The organism is Planomicrobium soli (assembly GCF_003014655.1).
In the GTDB taxonomy this organism is placed as follows: Bacteria; Bacillota; Bacilli; order Bacillales_A; family Planococcaceae; genus Planococcus; species Planococcus soli_B.
This window is the reverse complement of the sequence record NZ_PYAT01000008.1, coordinates 24,545-41,351: the sequence shown is the minus strand read 5'-3', so window position 1 is coordinate 41,351 and position 16,807 is coordinate 24,545. Positions and strand designations below refer to the sequence as shown.

The following is a 16,807-nucleotide window of genomic DNA, read 5'->3' as shown; positions in this document are numbered from 1 at the left end:
TTCAAAGATAATAACAGAGAAAATCATGTACACCACTATAGAAAAAAGCGGAGGGCGGCGACTCCAGCGGGAAAGAGGGCCGGGCGAGACCCCGCAAGGCGACAGCCTGAGGAGGCTCGCGGTCCTCCCGCGGAAAGCGTCCGCCCGGAGCGGTTTCATGGCTTTTAAAAGATTTTCTTCTGAAAATATTTATTTAAACCGGGCAACGGATCGATTCTTATGAATAACCGGGTCCAAATTTCATTTTTAACCGGCGAATACCCGCCAAAAATCATTTTTCTGTTTTTGTGTACATTTTTCAGTGCGGCGATTATTGGGTATGATGCTAGAAAAGGAGGAATTATTTTATGAAGTTTATTGCCAACCAACCGATCGTCCTTGCATCCCAATCTCCCCGGCGCCAGGAGCTGCTCCGCTCTCTTGGACTCGATTTCCAAGTGGTGCCAAGCACAAAAGATGAACCAGATCCGGCACAGTTCCAGACAGCGATGGGCTATGTTCTCGAGTGCGCCGCTCAAAAAGCACGGGAAGTCGCCAAGAAACACAAAGACGCCGTTGTCATCGGCTCCGATACGATTGTCGTTTTGAACGGTGAAATCTTATTGAAACCGAAATCAAAAGAAGAAGCCCGGAGCTATTTGCAAAAACTTTCCGGTAACACCCACGACGTTATTACGGCGATTACGGTCTTGCATGGCGAAAGCGAGCTGTCGTTCCACGAACTGACGAAAGTGACGTTCTATGAGCTCTCAGGCGAGTGGATCGAGGCCTATACGAATACGATAGATCCGTACGACAAGGCCGGTGCTTATGGCATCCAGACAGCTTCCGCCCTGTTCGTCAAAAAAATCGATGGCGATTACAACACAGTGGTGGGGTTGCCGCTCGCAAGTCTCGCGCAAAAGCTGTCGCAAGCCGGTTACATCCAATTGGAAAAGAGCCGGATCGAATGCTGACGGAAAAGTCGCTGATGATCCGGGACGTCCATGTTGCCGACCGTCCGCGCGAGCGGCTGGTCAACCAAGGCGCCAATACCTTATCGAACCAGGAGCTGATTGCCATTTTGCTCCGCACCGGCACCAAACAGGAGTCGGTGCTGCATTTAGCGAACCGGGTGCTAACGTACTTTGAGCAAATCCAGCAAATGAAAGACGCAACGATTGAAGAAATGACTTCCATTAAAGGCATTGGCCAGGCAAAAGCGGTGCAGCTTCTCGCTGCAGTGGAGCTTGGCCGCCGCCTTTCCTCGAAACAGACCGATGTGAAATTCACCATCCGCTCTCCTAAAGATGCCGCCTCTTACTTGATGGCGGATATGACTTCCTTGAAGCAAGAACATTTTGTCGTGCTCTTTTTGAATATCAAAAACCAGGTGATGCACCGGCAGACGATTTTTGTCGGCAGCTTGAACGCCTCTATTGTCCATCCGCGCGAAATTTTCCGTGAAGCGGTGAGGAGGTCGTCTGCTTCGATCGTCTGTGCCCACAACCATCCATCTGGGAACCCAGCCCCATCTCCGGAAGACATCGACGTGACAAAGCGTTTAATGGAAGCTGGCAGCATCATAGGAATTGAACTTTTGGACCATGTAATCATAGGGGACCATCAGTTCACATCTTTGAAAGAAAAGGGATATATGTAGTACTGTCTATTTCTCTTCTTATCGTCTATAATGAGAAGTATTGTGTAAACTCTATGGCTTAATAGGCATATAAAGAAGGGAAGAATTTACGTGTTTGGAATCGGATCGAAAGATGTAGGAATTGACTTAGGTACTGCTAATACGCTTGTTTTTATCAAAAATAAAGGGATTGTTCTTCGTGAACCGTCCGTTGTCGCAAAAAATACAAATACAGGTGAGATCGTGGCAGTCGGAAACGACGCGCGCAACATGATCGGCCGTACACCGGGATCGATCGTTGCTATCCGCCCAATGAAAGATGGCGTGATCGCAGATTACGATACAACGACTGCAATGATTCAATATTATTTAAAAGAAGCAATGAAAGCATCGGGTGGCACTTGGAAAAAACCGAGCGTTATGGTATGTGTACCATACGGCATAACGTCTGTTGAACAACGTGCTATCATTGATGCTTCCCGCCAAGCTGGCGCTCGTGAAGCATTTACGATCGAAGAGCCGTTTGCTGCGGCAATCGGCGCGAATCTGCCGGTTTGGGAACCTATGGGCAGCATGGTCGTCGATATTGGTGGCGGAACAACGGAAGTTGCCGTTATTTCACTTGGAGGAATCGTTACTAGCGAATCCATCCGAGTAGCAGGCGACGCAATGGATATTGCAATTACCCAATACATCCGAAAAGTGTATAATCTAACAATCGGCGAACGCACAGCGGAAGCGATCAAAATTGAAGTCGGTTCTGCAAGCGTCGTGACGGATGCTGAGAAAAACTTGAAAATGGACATCCGCGGCCGTGATTTGTTGACGGGGCTGCCGAAAACGATTGAAATCTCATCTGAAGAAATTGCTGAAGCATTAAAAGAAGCGGTAGCTGCTATCGTTGACGGCGTTAAAAAGACGCTTGAAACAACTCCGCCGGAATTGTCGGCTGACGTTATGGAACGCGGAATCGTCCTTACGGGCGGCGGCGCTTTATTGAAAAACTTGGACAAAGTAATCTCAGCTGAAACGATGATGCCTGTCATTATCGCGGATGATCCTTTAGACTGTGTTGCAATCGGTACGGGCAAAGCGCTAGACAACATTGATCAAATTCGTCGCCTGCAATCTACTAAATAGGGAGGATTGCCGAAATGCCACAGCTTTTTTCAAACAAGCGGCTCATTTTGCTGCTGTTGGGCGTTATCCTTCTCGTTGCATTGATTTCATATTCTCTCCGGACGCGTGATGACGTGTCGCCTCCGGAGCAAATCATAAAAGATGCAGTGGGAGTCGGGCAATCGATCTTTTCAGGTCCTGCCCATTTTGTTACTGGAATTTTTGATAATGTTGATTCTCTTTTGAACACCTACCAGGAAAATCAGCATTTAAAAGCGCGCTTGGAGGAATTTGCGAGCGTTCAAGCCGAAGTGAAAGACTTGCGCTCGGAAAACGCCGAGCTCAAGGAGATTGTCGGCAAAGAAGAAGACCTTCGCGACTTCAACCCGATCCAAGCGACCGTTATTGCGCGGAATCCGGACCAATGGGAAGAGAAAATCATTATAAATAAAGGTTCGTCAACCGGCGTTGAAAAAAATATGGCGGTCATGACAGCTTCTGGTTTGATCGGCAAAGTCATTTCGACAACGCCATTCTTTTCAACGGTTGAGCTGATTTCAACCCAGAATCCCAATTACCGGGTCTCAGCAATGGTCCTGGGAGGCAAAAGAGAAGTTTTTGGCCTGATTGAAGGGTACGATGCGGAACGCCGCGAATTGCTCTTAAAACGGGTAGATGCGGAAATCGACTTGAAAAAAGGCGAGCAAGTCGTATCAAGCGGCCTGGGTGGCATTTTCCCGAAAGGCATTTTAATCGGGGAAATTACGGAAGTGACGATTGATGAGTTCGGTTTGACGAAGCTTGCCTATATTAAGCCTGCTGCGGAATTTTCTTTGTTGAACCACGTAATTATCGCAGACCGGGTAGCTCCTGAAGTTAACGGGGAAGACAATGGCGAAATTGATGAATCAACGGAAACAGAGGAGGAAGGCTCATGATCCGTTTCTGGATACCGTTGATCAGTATCGTCTTGTTTTTCATGGAACCGATTTTTGGCCTCTTGTCACCTCTCAAGCTTGATGGTAATTTTTATTATATTGTGCCTCGGTTTCTTATCATGTTTTTGATTTTTATTGCCGTATATTATGATTTAAAACACGCCATTTACTACGGATTATTTTTCGGGCTCTTGTACGATGTGTTTTTCATTGATATTATTGGGTTATATTCTTTTTTATATCCGGCCATCTGTTTGGCAGCTGGATATATCGTGAAATCGATCCATCGCAATTTGGCGGTGACTACAATGTTGACCTTAGTGCTGACGGCATTGTTCGAATTTATTTTATACCAATTTTTCAAGTTCATTTCACTCGTCTCTATTCCGTTGGATGTGTTTTTAAATACCCGTCTGCTGCCGACCATGATTGCGAATTCGCTTTTTCTGGTCATGCTCGGCTGGGGGTTTAAAACAATTATCGATGCCCGGCTGATAGAGCGGGAAAAAAACCCAAGGTTATCTTAATGAAAGCGCAGGTGTACCATTTTTGAAGAATCTTGTTTATATTAAAGGGACGAAACAAGGGCTCGTGCTGCAGCTTGATGACCAGTGTGCTTACGCGGATCTTTTAGCGGAGTTGCAGGCAAAGGTATCGGACCCTGCGCTAGATGGCAGTGTTGAAGTGCAAGTGAATCTCGGGTACCGTTTCTGCACGGAAGCTCAGCAAAAAGAAATCGTCGCCACCGTTCAGAGCAATGAGCATTTGCGCGTTGCGAAAATGCGGAGCGAAGTGATCACTGTTGAAGAAAGCAACCGCCGCATTCAGGAGCGCCAATCCGAAACTTACGTCGGCATTGTCCGCTCTGGCCAGATCGTAAAAGCCCAGGGCGATCTTGTGGTTGTAGGCGATGTTAATCCGAACGGCAAAGTTGTCGCAGGAGGCAACATTTACGTGCTCGGCCGCCTAAAAGGACAAGCCCATGCCGGATCCAATGGCAACCGCGAAGCGGTGATTGCCGCTTCTTGGCTGGAAGCTACCCATCTGATGATTCACGACACCCTGGAAATAATGACCGATGAACTGACTGTGTTGTCGGAGCAGCCGGAAATGGAATGCGCTTATCTACATAATAACGGACATATCATAATTGACCGTTTACAGGAATTACGGTATTTACGGCCGGAAATTTCAACGTTTAAAGGAGGAAGCTAATGTGGGAGAAGCAATAGTTGTTACATCAGGAAAGGGAGGCGTCGGAAAAACGACGACAACCGCTAATCTCGGAACTGCATTGGCTCTTCAAGGGAAAAAGGTATGCTTGATCGATACGGATATAGGTTTACGGAATTTAGATGTTATTCTAGGGCTCGAAAACCGGATCATCTACGATCTGGTAGACGTCCTGGATGGCCGCTGCAAAGTCCACCAGGCGCTTGTCAAAGACAAGCGTTTTGAAGATATGCTGTATCTTTTGCCGGCTGCTCAGACAACCGACAAGAATGCCGTCAACCCGGATCAAATGAGAGAATTGGTAATGGGATTGAAAGAGGAGTATGATTTTGTCATCATCGATTGCCCTGCTGGCATCGAGCAAGGCTACAAAAATGCTGTTGCCGGAGCAGACCGTGCTATCGTCGTCACGACTCCGGAAATTTCGGCTGTGCGCGATGCAGACCGCATCATCGGTCTGCTTGAGCTGGAAGAAAACATCGAGCCGCCAAAACTGATCATCAACCGTATCCGTCCGCATTTGATGAAAGCGGGCGAAGCGCTTGACGTCAACGAAATCACGACACACTTGTCGATCGACCTTCTTGGCATTGTTGCCGATGACGAAAGTGTCATCTCGAGCTCGAACCGTGGAGAGCCGATCGTCATGGATCCAACAAACCGGGCCGCACTCGGATACCGCAACATTGCGCGGCGTCTGCTTGGCGAATCCGTGCCGCTCATGACGATGGAAAAGCAAAACCAAGGCGTTTTCTCGAAAATCAAAGCGATCTTTTCGAAATAATATTGATCTATGACCCCCACAGGAATGTGGGGGTTTTTTAGAACCTATTTGGAGGTGCTGGTTGAATTTACAATTGCTTTCTCAAATGATTTTGGCCGAAAGAGTCGATAGAAACCATGCTTCATGGAATAACATAGCCGGCGAATTGAAAAATTCTTTGGCAGGGGCGGGCGGAGAAGCTAGAGTGTTAGCTCTTTTGAAGCGGGAATTAGATCTTGAACCAGCTCCGTTGTTCTTCACGGATTTGTCTTTTCCAAATAAAGAAGGTTTCTCACAAGTCGATCTTCTTTTATTGCATCCAAATTTCGTCTGTGTTCTTGAAGTGAAAAATATGCGAGGCGACTTTTATTTCAACTCTGAAAATTTTCAATTCCACCGGATTGTGGATGGGCGCGTCGAAGGAATGAGAAATCCGGAATGGCAATTGCACAGGGCAATGAAGGCGGCAGAAAAATATCTCGGAGTCCCTGTGTCCGGAGCAATTGTGCTAGCAAACCGATCGGGCAGGGTAGTGGAAGGTCCAAAAATCCATCCAGTGCTGTCATTGGACTATTTGCCTTTTCATATAGAAAGTTTAGTGTATAAGACAAATGCATTTGATGTTGAAGGCCTTGCGGCAAGGCTCCGTGATTTGCCTAAGGGGAGTTTTCCTAACAACTTGCTTGAACGCCACCAGTTATCAATCGATTCCTTGCGTTTAGGGGTAACGTGCCCTAATTGCCGAACCGTTGCTTTAGAAAGGAAAAATAGAAAATGGCATTGTGCTAAATGCGGCGGATTTTTTCAAGATGCCCATGAAGTCACACTCCAGGAATATGCAGTGTTATTTGGGAGAGAACTGCCGACACGATTTGCTTACCAGTTATTAAGAGTCGAGGATAAATACTTGCTTTACCGGCTGCTTGAAAAATCAGCTTTACAAGGCAATGAACGGGGAAAACGGTGGATTGTTCCTCGCGTTGAACTTTTGGAAGCGTATTTCAGCTCTATTTATCGGTGAATGCACCTCGAAAAAGAATTTCCGCACCTCATCGCCAATCTTCCGCACCCCAACATCCGCTTTCCGCACCCCAGAAGAATATTCCCGCACCTCGCCCGTCACAAGCAAATTCCAGATAACTATTGACTAGAAAGCTTACGCATGATATTATTTTAATGTTATGTTTGTAGCGCACCTGTGCTACAACCGCTCGAACCGGGTCTTGAAGCGTTCGCAAGAATTTGCGGATCACCTGGATAGGCGAGTCTTAGTCTAAGAGGAGGTGCAAGGATATGTACGCAATTATTGAAACTGGTGGTAAACAAATCAAAGTTGAAGCGGGCCAAGAAATCTTCATCGAGAAATTGAATGTAGAAGCGGGCGACGCAGTAACTTTTGACAAAGTTCTATTTGTAGGTGGAGACGAATCACGCGTTGGTGTTCCTTTTGTTGAAGGAGCTACTGTTACGGCTACTGTTGCTAAAAACGGCAAAGCGAAAAAGATTACTGTTTTCAAATACAAAGCGAAAAAGAACTACCGTAAAAAACAAGGTCATCGTCAGCCATACACAAAATTGACTGTTGATGCAATCAACCTGTAAGAAATGATACAAGTCACCGTAAAGGAATCGTCAAACCGCGTTTCATTTTTTGAAATGTCGGGCCACGCCGACTATGCTGAACATGGCCAAGATCTCGTATGTGCTGGAGCGTCCGCTGTCTCATTTGGAGCGGTGAACGCCATTATGGAGTTGACGAGGATTGAACCTGTTATCGAGCAGGCGGACAGCGGCTTTTTGAAAGTTGCTTTTCCGGAAGGATTGGATGAAAAAACAGACGAACAAGTTCAATTGCTTGTACGCGCGATGATTGTTTCATTGAAAACGATTGAGCAAGATTATGGAAAATATATTAAAATAACCTTCACAGCTTAGGAGGTGGAACAGAATGTTAAGATTAGATCTTCAGTTTTTTGCATCCAAAAAAGGTGTAGGTTCAACGAGAAACGGACGTGACTCAGAATCTAAACGCCTTGGCGCAAAACGTGCAGACGGCCAAGAAGTTACTGGTGGTTCAATTTTATACCGTCAACGCGGTACTAAAATTTATCCTGGTGAAAACGTTGGACGCGGCGGAGACGATACACTTTTTGCTAAAATCGACGGAGTCGTACGTTTCGAACGTTACGGACGCGACAAGAAAAAAGTTAGCGTATACCCAGTAGCACAAGAAGCTTAATAACAACAATGAAGAGGGCTGCTTTTGGCAGCCCTTTTTATTTTTTCTATCAGGAATTTTCGGGGGAAAATTGTTATACTGAGAAGAGAAGCTGAAATGGGACGTGACATATGGAAGATACGCTGACAATGGCACAATCGCTTCGGCATGCGCGCCATGATTTTTTGAACGAATTGCAATTGATCAAAATGAATTTGGACCTTGGCCGCATTGAGCAGGCACAGGCGATAATTCGTTCGCATGCTGAAGCGGCTGTGCATGCGAGCCGGCTCTCGGCGCTCAAATTGCCGAGGACGGAAGAATGGCTGCTCGTATCCCAATGGCGGTTTCCCGAATTCCAGTTCCGTATCGAGTGCTTGGCGAATAAAGCGCCGCACGCATTGGATGAAGAGTTTGCGGAAACATTGGAGACGATTGTACAGGCGATTAAAGGGCACATGGATCCATGGCAAGACTATGATTGCCGGATAGAAATCACGGCTACAGCGGCTGTATTCACAATTAAAATGGATGCGGCAGGAAACTGGGCGGATATTGAAATGCCGCCAGTTCCGGTACTTCAGGTACGAAAAGAGTGTGCAGGAGGCAGAACGGTCTTTACTGCCAGCGCACAGATGGAGGGATAATATGTTTGTCGATCACGTAAAAGTTTATGTTAAAGGTGGAGACGGCGGAGATGGAATGGTTGCATTCCGCCGAGAAAAATATGTACCGAACGGCGGGCCAGCCGGCGGCGACGGAGGTAAAGGCGGGGATATCGTCTTTATCGTAGAAGAAGGCTTGCGGACGCTAATGGATTTCCGCTACAAGCGGATCTTTAAAGCGGACCGCGGTACGCACGGTATGAGTAAAAACCAGCACGGTGCAAAAGCGCAAGATACATTGATCAAAGTTCCACCGGGCACGGTCGTTAAAGACGCAGATAGCGGCGAAACGATTGCCGATTTGGTTGAACACGGCCAAACAGCTGTAATTGCACGCGGCGGACGCGGCGGGCGCGGAAACTCGCGTTTTGCGACTCCGCAAAACCCGGCTCCGGAACTTTCGGAAAAAGGCGAACCAGGATTTGAACGCAACGTTATTTTGGAACTTAAAGTATTGGCGGATGCCGGGCTTGTCGGTTTCCCGAGTGTCGGAAAATCTACGTTATTGTCAGTTGTTTCAGCGGCAAAACCGAAAATTGCGGAATACCACTTCACGACAATCGTGCCGAACCTCGGTATGGTTGAAACAGAAGACCAGCGCAGTTTCGTCATGGCTGACCTTCCTGGATTGATTGAAGGCGCCCATGAAGGAATCGGGCTTGGCCATCAGTTCTTGCGCCATATCGAACGGACGCGTGTTATCGTCCATGTCATCGATATGTCCGCAATGGAAGGCCGTGATCCGTACGAAGATTATTTGACTATCAACGAAGAATTGCAGCAATACAACATGCGTTTAACAGAGCGCCCGCAATTGATTGTGGCTAATAAAATGGATATGCCGGGAGCGGATGAAAACTTAGAGAAATTCCGCGAAAAAGTTGGCGAAGACGCTCGTATTTTCCCGATTTCTGCACTAAGCCGCCAAGGGCTTAGTAACTTATTGTTCGCGATTGCGGATCTGCTGGAAGTAACACCGGAATTCCCGTTGATCGACGAAGAAGCAGACGAATCGGAAAGCACGGTTCTTTACAAACACGAGACGGATGCAGACGGCTTTACCATTTCACGCGATTCGGATGGTTCATTCGTCTTGAGCGGTTATGCGATCGAGCGTTTGTTCAAGATGACGGACTTCTCTCGGGAAGATTCAATCCGCCGATTTGCTCGCCAGATGCGCGGCATGGGCATTGATGACGCTTTGCGTGAACGCGGAGCGGAAAACGGCGACACGGTTCGCTTGCTTGAATTCGAATTCGAATTTATGGATTAATTCGGGCATATAGCCCGAACTGCAAAGTTTCACTTGATCTGGAGGTTGCGTGAATGAAGGATATTTCGGAACAACGGTTTTATTTGGTGCGCGAAGATGTTTTGACGGAAGCGATGCAAAAAACGCTTGAAGTGAAAAAATTGCTGCAGCGGGACCGCATGTCGATTCTGGATGCAGTGTCTCAGACCGGACTTTCACGCAGCGCTTTTTACAAATACCGGGATGCGGTGTTCCCGTTCCATTCCATTGTAAAAGAACGGATTCTGACCGTTTTTCTGCAATTGGAAGACCGGGCGGGAACACTTGCGACCTTGCTTCAGTCAGTTGCGGAAGCGCGCTGCAACATTTTGACGATCCATCAGACGATTCCGATTCAGGGACGTGCGAATGTGACGCTTTCTCTGGATGTGACCGCGATGGAGATAGATTTGGAGACGTTTTTGCAGCAGCTGAAAAAGCTCGATTTTGTCGAATCGGCTGATGTTGTTTCAAGCGGCTCCTATTAATGTAGGTTGAGATAGAATTTTATGAAGGCGGGATTGTATGGCTGAAAAATCAAGGCAACACCAGATTTCTTTCTTGGGCCCAGAAGCGTCTTTTACGCATTTGGCCGCTTTAAAAGTATTTCCGGAGGGCTCCTTGCTTCCATTTACTACAATACCTGAATGCATTGAAGCAGTGGCGGAAGACCGTGTCGATTACGCGGTCGTGCCACTGGAAAATGCATTGGAAGGATCTGTGCCGCTGACAATTGATTATTTGTTCCATGAAGCACAGTTGTTTGTTACAGCAGAAGTGCTGTCGCCAATCGAGCAGCATTTGTTGGTACATCCTGAAAACCGCTACGCGGAATCTTTTGAAGCGATTTATTCGCATCCACATGCACTTGCTCAATGCCACAAATTTCTATTTTATACATACAAAACCACGCCATTGGAACAATTCAGCTCTACTTCGGCCGCGGCCAAGATGGTCAGTGAGTTGCCTGAACGTCCGATTGCGGCTATCGGCAACGAATTTTCCGCACAGAAATACGGGCTGGACATTTTGCACCGGGATATTCACGATTTCCATTTTAACCATACGCGTTTTTTCGTGTTGTCAAAAACAAACCATCAGCTGGATACAGCAGGGCACGACGAGACGATCAAGACGACGCTGATGATTTCCTTGCCGGAAGACGACCGCTCGGGTGTTCTTCATCAAGTCTTATCCGTGTTTGCTTGGCGCAAGTTGAACTTGAGCAAAATCGAATCGCGTCCGCTTAAGACAGGTCTTGGCAACTACTTTTTCATCGTCGATGTACTGGCTGAAGAAAGCGAGCCGATGATGAAAGGCGCATATGAAGAGCTTGCCGCCATTGGCTGCAGCGTGAAAACGCTCGGCTCGTATTATACGTATAAATAAATTCAAGCCCCTCGGCGCATTGCTCCGAGGGGCTTTTTGTCGGCATAAATTCAAGTGTATATAAAACAGCTACAGCCAGAACCGGCAGTTCAGGTTCAAACTGTGTTTATTCTGTCTCTTCTAACAAGAAGCCATGTTCCCGCATTGCCTTAACCGCTCGCTCGATGGCGGCTGCGTTCGGTGCGGTAATCGTATGGAGATGGTAGCCGCCGGTAAGTTCAAGTAAATAGCTTGCGCCAGTATCACGGACACGCTGCATGAAGCGCTCTACTTCTTGTTCGTTCGAAACATGGATACCTGCTGTCAATTCGCCGTAGACAGGATGTTCGACAACAACATCCTTGACAGTGACACCCGCGTTCACCAATACGTTTAATTCGCGTTCCGTATCTTCTTTCGTATGCTTGCACGCTATGATCTGGCTGATTTCTTCAGTAGCACGGTCGCTCAGGTACAGATAGCCCTGGCTGGTCGCGATGATCGGTTCGCCTTTTGCTTTCAGCAGTGTCATGTCGCTGACGATAACTTGCCGTGATACGTTGGCGAATGCGGCAAGTTCACTGCCTGTCAAAGGAGCTGAAGATGTTTTAATTTTCTGCAATAAAATCTGTCGGCGGTCGTCGCCGTATAATTTTTTCATGTAGAACCCTCGCTTATAGAAATGATTAATGTTATTTTAACATGAGGCTTTTACTAACGGGTTTATTTCGTCTAATGCGAACAAATATGCTATAATCAATAGGTTGAATTAAAGGGGAGACTTACATGTACGATTACATAAAAGGGACTGTTACACGCGTGACGCCCGAATACTTGGTAATAGAACAGCAAGGGATCGGCTGGCAGATTTTTGCGCCGAATCCGTATTCGTTCGGATCAGAAGAACTGCAAGTGTTCTTGCACCATCATGTGCGGGAAGACGCCCATCTGTTGTTCGGATTTCCGACGCTCGAACAGCGCGAACTTTTCCGCAAACTTATTTCGGTATCCGGCATCGGGCCGAAAGGGGCACTGGCAATTTTAGCAAGCGGCCAGCCGCAGCATGTGATCGAGGCGATCGAACGCGAAGATGAATCGTTTTTAGTGAAATTCCCAGGGGTCGGCAAAAAGACGGCGCGCCAGATGATTTTGGATTTGAAGGGCAAGCTTGCTGAATTTTTTGGAGAGCCGTTGGAGTCAGCAGAACCGCATGGCCTATTTGCAAGTGACGATACGGAACTTGAAGAAGCGATGCTGGCGTTAGGCGCACTCGGCTATTCAGAGCGCGAAATCGCTAAAGTGAAACCGCAACTAAAGGATTTGGATTTGGATACAGAAGGCTATATGAAAAAAGCGCTGCAGCTTTTACTGAAACTAAACTGACGAAAAGGAGGCGGACGGCATGGAGGAACGGGTCATCGGAGGCGAGATTTCCGAATTTGATGAACGCTTTGAACAATCGCTGCGCCCACAATTTCTGTCCCAATATATCGGACAGCACAAAGTAAAACACAATCTTGAAATTTTCATCGAAGCGGCGAAAATGCGCCAGGAAAGCCTGGACCACGTGTTGCTGTATGGGCCTCCCGGACTTGGTAAAACAACGCTAGCTGCGGTAATCGCTAACGAAATGGGCGTCAATGTAAAAATGACGAGCGGGCCTGCAATTGAACGTCCCGGTGATTTGGCCGCGATTGTTTCATCGCTTGAACCCGGAGATGTTCTTTTTATCGATGAAATCCACCGGTTGAACCGCTCGATCGAGGAAGTGCTGTATCCGGCGATGGAAGATTTTTGTTTGGACATTGTTGTTGGCAAAGGTCCGACAGCGCGCTCGGTCCGCCTTGATCTGCCGCCGTTTACGTTGATCGGCGCGACTACGCGTGCCGGTGCTTTATCAGCTCCGTTGCGCGACCGCTTTGGCGTCATGGCACGCCTCGAGTATTACGACACGGAAGCATTGACTGATATTGTTGTCCGCAGCTCTCAATTGTTCGAAGCGGAGATCGACCCGAACGCTGCCGTGGAAATCGCGCGGCGCTCCCGGGGAACTCCGCGTATTGCCAACCGTCTGTTAAAGCGTGTCCGTGACTATGCACAAGTTCGCGGCACGGGCTCCATCACAGTGGATATGGCCGATCAAGCGCTGGAGATGCTTCAAGTGGATCCGCTCGGCCTAGACCATGTCGATCATAAATTGTTGACTGGCATGATTCAGCGGTTCCGGGGCGGTCCGGTAGGCCTTGATACGATCGCGGCAAGCATAGGCGAAGAATCGACCACGATAGAAGACGTCTACGAGCCTTATCTGCTGCAAATCGGCTTTATCCAGCGCACACCAAGAGGCCGAGTCGTAACAGCAACTGCCTATGAGCATTTTGGTATGGAAGTTCCTGAGTAATATTTCTTAAAATAAAGCTGTAATAAAAATCTTTATTGAAGCCTTCTTGCATTTTAAATATGGAGCAAAACAGCGGAGACTCCAGCGGGACAGCGAAGTGTCGAAATCCACTTGGGGTTTAGCCCGAGTTAGTTCGGCGCAAGCCCGCGGAAAGCGTAGCCGTTTTGCGGAATATGAATACTACTATTTAATAAAGCCTAAAACAAAGGAAGAGTTAGAATGAACGTAAATGATTTTGATTTTGATTTACCGGAAGAGCTGATTGCGCAAACACCGCTGCTTGACCGGACATCGAGCCGCCTGCTTGTGATGGATAAGGAAACGGGAAGGGTCGAGCACCGTTATTTCCGCGATATTATTGGCCATTTGCATGCCGGAGATGTGCTCGTGTTAAACGATACGCGCGTTTTGCCGGCGCGGCTTATGGGCGTGAAAGAAGATACAGGGGCGAATATCGAGCTGCTTCTTTTAAAACAGATTGAAGACGATGTATGGGAAACGCTTGTAAAGCCCGCAAAGAAAGTCAAAGTGGGCACGGTCGTTTCATTTGGCGAGGGTTTGCTGCGGGCAGAGTGCACCGCTATCCTTGACCACGGCGGCCGCCATTTTAAAATGATCTATGACGGCATTTTCTATGAAATCTTGGATCAACTGGGCGAAATGCCGTTGCCTCCATACATCCGCGAAAAATTGGACGATCAGGACCGTTATCAGACGGTCTTCGCAAAAGAACGGGGCAGCGCGGCTGCACCGACAGCCGGCCTTCATTTTACGGAAGAATTATTGGATGAGATCCGTGCGAAAGGTGTCGAAATTGCCTTTATTACGCTTCATGTGGGGCTCGGTACGTTCCGTCCTGTTAGCGTCGATTCGATCGAAGAGCATGCTATGCACGCGGAATTTTACCGCATTACCCAAGAAACCGCCGATTTGATCAACAAAACAAAAGAACGGGGCGGACGCATTATCTCAGTCGGTACTACGTCGACACGGACGCTTGAATCTGTAGCGAATAAATTCGGCGGGCAGCTTCAGGAAGACAGCGGCTGGACCGATATATTCATCTTTCCCGGCTACAAATTCAAGGCGGTTGACGGCTTGATCACCAATTTCCATTTGCCGAAATCGACTTTGGTTATGCTGGTCAGCGCATTATCGGACCGGGACCATATTTTGAATGCCTATAACGAAGCGATAAATGAACAATACCGTTTCTTCAGTTTTGGGGACGCAATGTTTATTGAACCAGAGAAAAAGGAGACTACTCATGACACCAGCAGTAACGTATGAACATATTAAAACTTGCAAACAGACAGGTGCGCGGCTTGGAATTGTCCACACTCCGCACGGCTCGTTTGAAACGCCCGCTTTTATGCCGGTCGGAACACAAGCGACGGTAAAAACGATGTCACCAGAAGAATTGAAAGCGATGAACGCCGGCATCATTCTAAGCAACACATACCATCTGTGGCTGCGCCCTGGCAACGACGTCATCAAAGAAGCTGGTGGCTTGCACAAATTCATGAACTGGGATCGTCCGATTCTGACGGATTCAGGCGGCTTCCAAGTATTTTCACTGAGCGAATTCCGCAACATCAAGGAAGAAGGCGTTCATTTCCGTAATCATATGAACGGAGATAAACTGTTCCTGAGCCCGGAAAAAGCGATGCAGATCCAAAACGATCTAGGTTCGGATATCATGATGGCGTTTGACGAATGCCCGCCTTATCCGGCATCGCATGAATACATGAAATCCTCCGTAGAGCGCACGTCGCGCTGGGCAGAACGCTGCTTGGAAGCACATGCACGTCCGAACGAACAAGCGTTGTTCGGCATCATCCAAGGAGGCGAATACGAAGATCTTCGTCAGCAAAGCGCGCGGGATTTAGTATCGCTTGATTTTCCAGGATATGCAATTGGCGGTTTGTCAGTAGGCGAACCGAAAGATGTTATGAACCGCGCATTGGAATTTACGACACCGCTTATGCCTTTTGATAAGCCGCGTTATTTGATGGGCGTCGGGTCTCCGGATTCGCTGATTGACGGAGCGATCCGCGGCGTCGATATGTTCGACTGCGTATTGCCGACCCGTATCGCACGCAACGGCACCTTGATGACAAGCACCGGCCGTTTGAACATCAAAAACGCTGCGTTTAAACGTGATTTCGGTCCAATCGATGAAAAATGCGATTGCTATACGTGCACAAACTACACACGCGCCTATGTCCATCACTTGATTCGTGCAGATGAAACGTTCGGAATTCGACTTACTAGTTATCATAACCTGCAATTTCTGTTAAACTTAATGGAGCAGGTGCGTCAAGCGATCCGCGAAGACCGCCTGGGAGATTTCCGCGAAGAATTTTTCGAAGCGTACGGATTCAATTTGCCAAACGCGAAAAACTTCTAAGTATGAAAGAAATAGAGATAGCGAAAGGGGGAAAATGAACAAATGGATACAATAGTAGCGTTATCGCCATTACTATTAATGTTCGTGTTAATGTGGTTTTTCATCATCCGTCCTGCCCAAAAACGCCAGAAACAGACAGCGCAAATGCAGACTGGAATCAAACGTGGAGATCAGATCGTCACGATCGGCGGCCTACATGGCCAAGTCGATGCAGTAGACGACACGACTGTTTACATCAAAGTTGCTGACGGAACACGTTTGCAATTCGAGCGCCAAGCAATTGCCCGTGTTGTAGATTCTGCTAAAACAGGTCTCTAAAAAAATCTCGCCTTCTTTTAAGAAGGCGATTTTTTTTTTTTTTTTTTGGAAAATTATAGGGTCGGTATTCACCATCCTCCCGCTTTCGACTACAATAGAATAAGAATCGCCGAGAGGAGAAACAGCATGTTGAAGTATACAGATCAGTACGACACCGTTTTGCCGGCTTTGGAAAGTAAAATTGAGGAATTCCATTATTTTGGCTACAATACGTTCACTACCGAAGATTTGTGGCAGTATTGTATCAAGAAAAAATGGCGAAAAAAAGATATCGGCGAAATGCGGCTTCATGAAATGATCAATGAGATTATGGAAATGACCGCTTCGGAATTTGTTGCTTTCCACCAAATAGAAGGGTTTAAAGGCGGGAATTGGTTTTCAAGCGAGAAAAATGACGACCTTGAACAGCTGTTGCGGCCTTCCATTAAAAAATAAGAAGAATTTGACACCTGATGGCTGCTG

Annotated in this window: 22 protein-coding genes and 1 other annotated feature; of the genes, 21 read left to right on the top strand and 1 reads right to left on the bottom strand. The window is 47.5% G+C overall.

Going from position 1 to position 16,807, the window contains the following annotated elements:
• Positions 1–347: 347 nt before the first annotated feature.
• The 15 genes from B0H99_RS11475 to pheA all read left to right on the top strand — a co-directional run bounded on the left by B0H99_RS11475 (position 348) and on the right by pheA (position 11,237).
• Entirely contained in the window at positions 348–956 is a 609-nt protein-coding gene (locus B0H99_RS11475; protein ID WP_106533822.1) for a Maf family protein, read from the top strand.
• A complete protein-coding gene (radC, locus tag B0H99_RS11470) occupies positions 950–1,642 on the top strand; it encodes a RadC family protein (protein WP_106533821.1) in 693 nt (230 codons plus the stop codon). Before B0H99_RS11475 ends, radC begins: the two co-directional genes overlap by 7 nt.
• Before the next feature lie 90 nt (positions 1,643–1,732).
• Positions 1,733–2,761, top strand: a complete 1,029-nt coding sequence (locus B0H99_RS11465; RefSeq protein WP_106533820.1) for a rod shape-determining protein — start codon at positions 1,733–1,735, stop codon at positions 2,759–2,761.
• A 14-nt stretch (positions 2,762–2,775) separates the two neighbouring features.
• Positions 2,776–3,678 carry a rod shape-determining protein MreC gene (gene mreC / locus B0H99_RS11460; RefSeq protein WP_106533819.1) on the top strand — a complete coding sequence of 301 codons (903 nt, stop codon included), beginning with the start codon at positions 2,776–2,778 and terminating at the stop codon, positions 3,676–3,678.
• Positions 3,675–4,205 (top strand): rod shape-determining protein MreD, encoded by a 531-nt coding sequence (mreD, locus tag B0H99_RS11455; RefSeq protein ID WP_106533818.1) that lies wholly within the window; start codon positions 3,675–3,677, stop codon positions 4,203–4,205. The genes mreC and mreD overlap by 4 nt, the downstream gene beginning before the upstream one ends.
• A gap of 22 nt (positions 4,206–4,227) precedes the next feature.
• Positions 4,228–4,893, top strand: a complete 666-nt coding sequence (minC, locus tag B0H99_RS11450) for a septum site-determining protein MinC (RefSeq protein WP_106533817.1) — start codon at positions 4,228–4,230, stop codon at positions 4,891–4,893.
• A 1-nt stretch (position 4,894) separates the two neighbouring features.
• Positions 4,895–5,695, top strand: coding sequence for a septum site-determining protein MinD (gene minD / locus B0H99_RS11445; protein WP_106533816.1), 801 nt, complete (start codon positions 4,895–4,897; stop codon positions 5,693–5,695).
• A gap of 61 nt (positions 5,696–5,756) precedes the next feature.
• On the top strand, positions 5,757–6,695 hold the full coding sequence (locus tag B0H99_RS11440; RefSeq protein ID WP_106533815.1) for a nuclease-related domain-containing protein: 939 nt from the start codon (positions 5,757–5,759) through the stop codon (positions 6,693–6,695).
• Between the two features lie 174 nt (positions 6,696–6,869).
• Positions 6,870–6,953 (top strand) — a sequence feature (ribosomal protein L21 leader region).
• Positions 6,954–6,967: 14 nt separating this feature from the next.
• On the top strand, positions 6,968–7,276 hold the full coding sequence (rplU, locus tag B0H99_RS11435) for a 50S ribosomal protein L21 (RefSeq protein ID WP_106533814.1): 309 nt from the start codon (positions 6,968–6,970) through the stop codon (positions 7,274–7,276).
• A 3-nt stretch (positions 7,277–7,279) separates the two neighbouring features.
• Complete coding sequence (locus tag B0H99_RS11430) at positions 7,280–7,609, top strand: ribosomal-processing cysteine protease Prp (RefSeq protein ID WP_106533813.1); 330 nt, start codon at positions 7,280–7,282, stop codon at positions 7,607–7,609.
• A 13-nt stretch (positions 7,610–7,622) separates the two neighbouring features.
• Entirely contained in the window at positions 7,623–7,913 is a 291-nt protein-coding gene (rpmA, locus tag B0H99_RS11425) for a 50S ribosomal protein L27 (RefSeq protein ID WP_008431505.1), read from the top strand.
• A gap of 110 nt (positions 7,914–8,023) precedes the next feature.
• Positions 8,024–8,539, top strand: a complete 516-nt coding sequence (locus B0H99_RS11420) for a Spo0B domain-containing protein (RefSeq protein WP_106533812.1) — start codon at positions 8,024–8,026, stop codon at positions 8,537–8,539.
• A 1-nt stretch (position 8,540) separates the two neighbouring features.
• On the top strand, positions 8,541–9,830 hold the full coding sequence (gene obgE, locus B0H99_RS11415; protein ID WP_106533811.1) for a GTPase ObgE: 1,290 nt from the start codon (positions 8,541–8,543) through the stop codon (positions 9,828–9,830).
• Positions 9,831–9,883: 53 nt separating this feature from the next.
• Complete coding sequence (locus tag B0H99_RS11410) at positions 9,884–10,336, top strand: ACT domain-containing protein (RefSeq protein ID WP_106533810.1); 453 nt, start codon at positions 9,884–9,886, stop codon at positions 10,334–10,336.
• A gap of 37 nt (positions 10,337–10,373) precedes the next feature.
• Complete coding sequence (pheA, locus tag B0H99_RS11405; protein WP_106533809.1) at positions 10,374–11,237, top strand: prephenate dehydratase; 864 nt, start codon at positions 10,374–10,376, stop codon at positions 11,235–11,237.
• A gap of 106 nt (positions 11,238–11,343) precedes the next feature.
• Here the strand turns inward: pheA and B0H99_RS11400 are convergent, their stop codons facing one another.
• Complete coding sequence (locus B0H99_RS11400; protein ID WP_106533808.1) at positions 11,344–11,877, bottom strand: transcription repressor NadR; 534 nt, start codon at positions 11,875–11,877, stop codon at positions 11,344–11,346.
• Between the two features lie 125 nt (positions 11,878–12,002).
• Between B0H99_RS11400 and ruvA the strand changes: the two genes are divergently transcribed.
• From ruvA to B0H99_RS11370, 6 genes are all read left to right on the top strand, one after another.
• Positions 12,003–12,599 carry a Holliday junction branch migration protein RuvA gene (gene ruvA, locus B0H99_RS11395; RefSeq protein WP_106533807.1) on the top strand — a complete coding sequence of 199 codons (597 nt, stop codon included), beginning with the start codon at positions 12,003–12,005 and terminating at the stop codon, positions 12,597–12,599.
• 19 nt (positions 12,600–12,618) lie between these two features.
• The gene (ruvB, locus tag B0H99_RS11390) at positions 12,619–13,617 is read left to right on the top strand and encodes a Holliday junction branch migration DNA helicase RuvB (RefSeq protein WP_106533806.1); all 999 of its coding nucleotides are present in this window, start codon (positions 12,619–12,621) and stop codon (positions 13,615–13,617) included.
• Between the two features lie 219 nt (positions 13,618–13,836).
• Positions 13,837–14,907 (top strand): tRNA preQ1(34) S-adenosylmethionine ribosyltransferase-isomerase QueA, encoded by a 1,071-nt coding sequence (gene queA / locus B0H99_RS11385; RefSeq protein WP_106533805.1) that lies wholly within the window; start codon positions 13,837–13,839, stop codon positions 14,905–14,907.
• Positions 14,885–16,027 carry a tRNA guanosine(34) transglycosylase Tgt gene (gene tgt, locus B0H99_RS11380; protein WP_106533804.1) on the top strand — a complete coding sequence of 381 codons (1,143 nt, stop codon included), beginning with the start codon at positions 14,885–14,887 and terminating at the stop codon, positions 16,025–16,027. Before queA ends, tgt begins: the two co-directional genes overlap by 23 nt.
• 42 nt (positions 16,028–16,069) lie before the next feature.
• Complete coding sequence (gene yajC / locus B0H99_RS11375) at positions 16,070–16,345, top strand: preprotein translocase subunit YajC (RefSeq protein WP_106533803.1); 276 nt, start codon at positions 16,070–16,072, stop codon at positions 16,343–16,345.
• Between the two features lie 126 nt (positions 16,346–16,471).
• Complete coding sequence (locus B0H99_RS11370; RefSeq protein ID WP_106533802.1) at positions 16,472–16,780, top strand: post-transcriptional regulator; 309 nt, start codon at positions 16,472–16,474, stop codon at positions 16,778–16,780.
• Positions 16,781–16,807 lie beyond the last annotated feature (27 nt).

Coding starts and splice junctions, on each gene's coding strand:
- B0H99_RS11475 (WP_106533822.1), top strand. CDS start 348: ATGAAGTTTATTGCCAACCAACCGATCGTCCTTGCATCCCAATCTCCC.
- radC (WP_106533821.1), top strand. CDS start 950: ATGCTGACGGAAAAGTCGCTGATGATCCGGGACGTCCATGTTGCCGAC.
- mreC (WP_106533819.1), top strand. CDS start 2,776: ATGCCACAGCTTTTTTCAAACAAGCGGCTCATTTTGCTGCTGTTGGGC.
- mreD (WP_106533818.1), top strand. CDS start 3,675: ATGATCCGTTTCTGGATACCGTTGATCAGTATCGTCTTGTTTTTCATG.
- rplU (WP_106533814.1), top strand. CDS start 6,968: ATGTACGCAATTATTGAAACTGGTGGTAAACAAATCAAAGTTGAAGCG.
- B0H99_RS11430 (WP_106533813.1), top strand. CDS start 7,280: ATGATACAAGTCACCGTAAAGGAATCGTCAAACCGCGTTTCATTTTTT.
- rpmA (WP_008431505.1), top strand. CDS start 7,623: ATGTTAAGATTAGATCTTCAGTTTTTTGCATCCAAAAAAGGTGTAGGT.
- B0H99_RS11420 (WP_106533812.1), top strand. CDS start 8,024: ATGGAAGATACGCTGACAATGGCACAATCGCTTCGGCATGCGCGCCAT.
- obgE (WP_106533811.1), top strand. CDS start 8,541: ATGTTTGTCGATCACGTAAAAGTTTATGTTAAAGGTGGAGACGGCGGA.
- B0H99_RS11410 (WP_106533810.1), top strand. CDS start 9,884: ATGAAGGATATTTCGGAACAACGGTTTTATTTGGTGCGCGAAGATGTT.
- pheA (WP_106533809.1), top strand. CDS start 10,374: ATGGCTGAAAAATCAAGGCAACACCAGATTTCTTTCTTGGGCCCAGAA.
- B0H99_RS11400 (WP_106533808.1), bottom strand. CDS start 11,877: ATGAAAAAATTATACGGCGACGACCGCCGACAGATTTTATTGCAGAAA.
- ruvA (WP_106533807.1), top strand. CDS start 12,003: ATGTACGATTACATAAAAGGGACTGTTACACGCGTGACGCCCGAATAC.
- ruvB (WP_106533806.1), top strand. CDS start 12,619: ATGGAGGAACGGGTCATCGGAGGCGAGATTTCCGAATTTGATGAACGC.
- queA (WP_106533805.1), top strand. CDS start 13,837: ATGAACGTAAATGATTTTGATTTTGATTTACCGGAAGAGCTGATTGCG.
- tgt (WP_106533804.1), top strand. CDS start 14,885: ATGACACCAGCAGTAACGTATGAACATATTAAAACTTGCAAACAGACA.
- yajC (WP_106533803.1), top strand. CDS start 16,070: ATGGATACAATAGTAGCGTTATCGCCATTACTATTAATGTTCGTGTTA.
- B0H99_RS11370 (WP_106533802.1), top strand. CDS start 16,472: ATGTTGAAGTATACAGATCAGTACGACACCGTTTTGCCGGCTTTGGAA.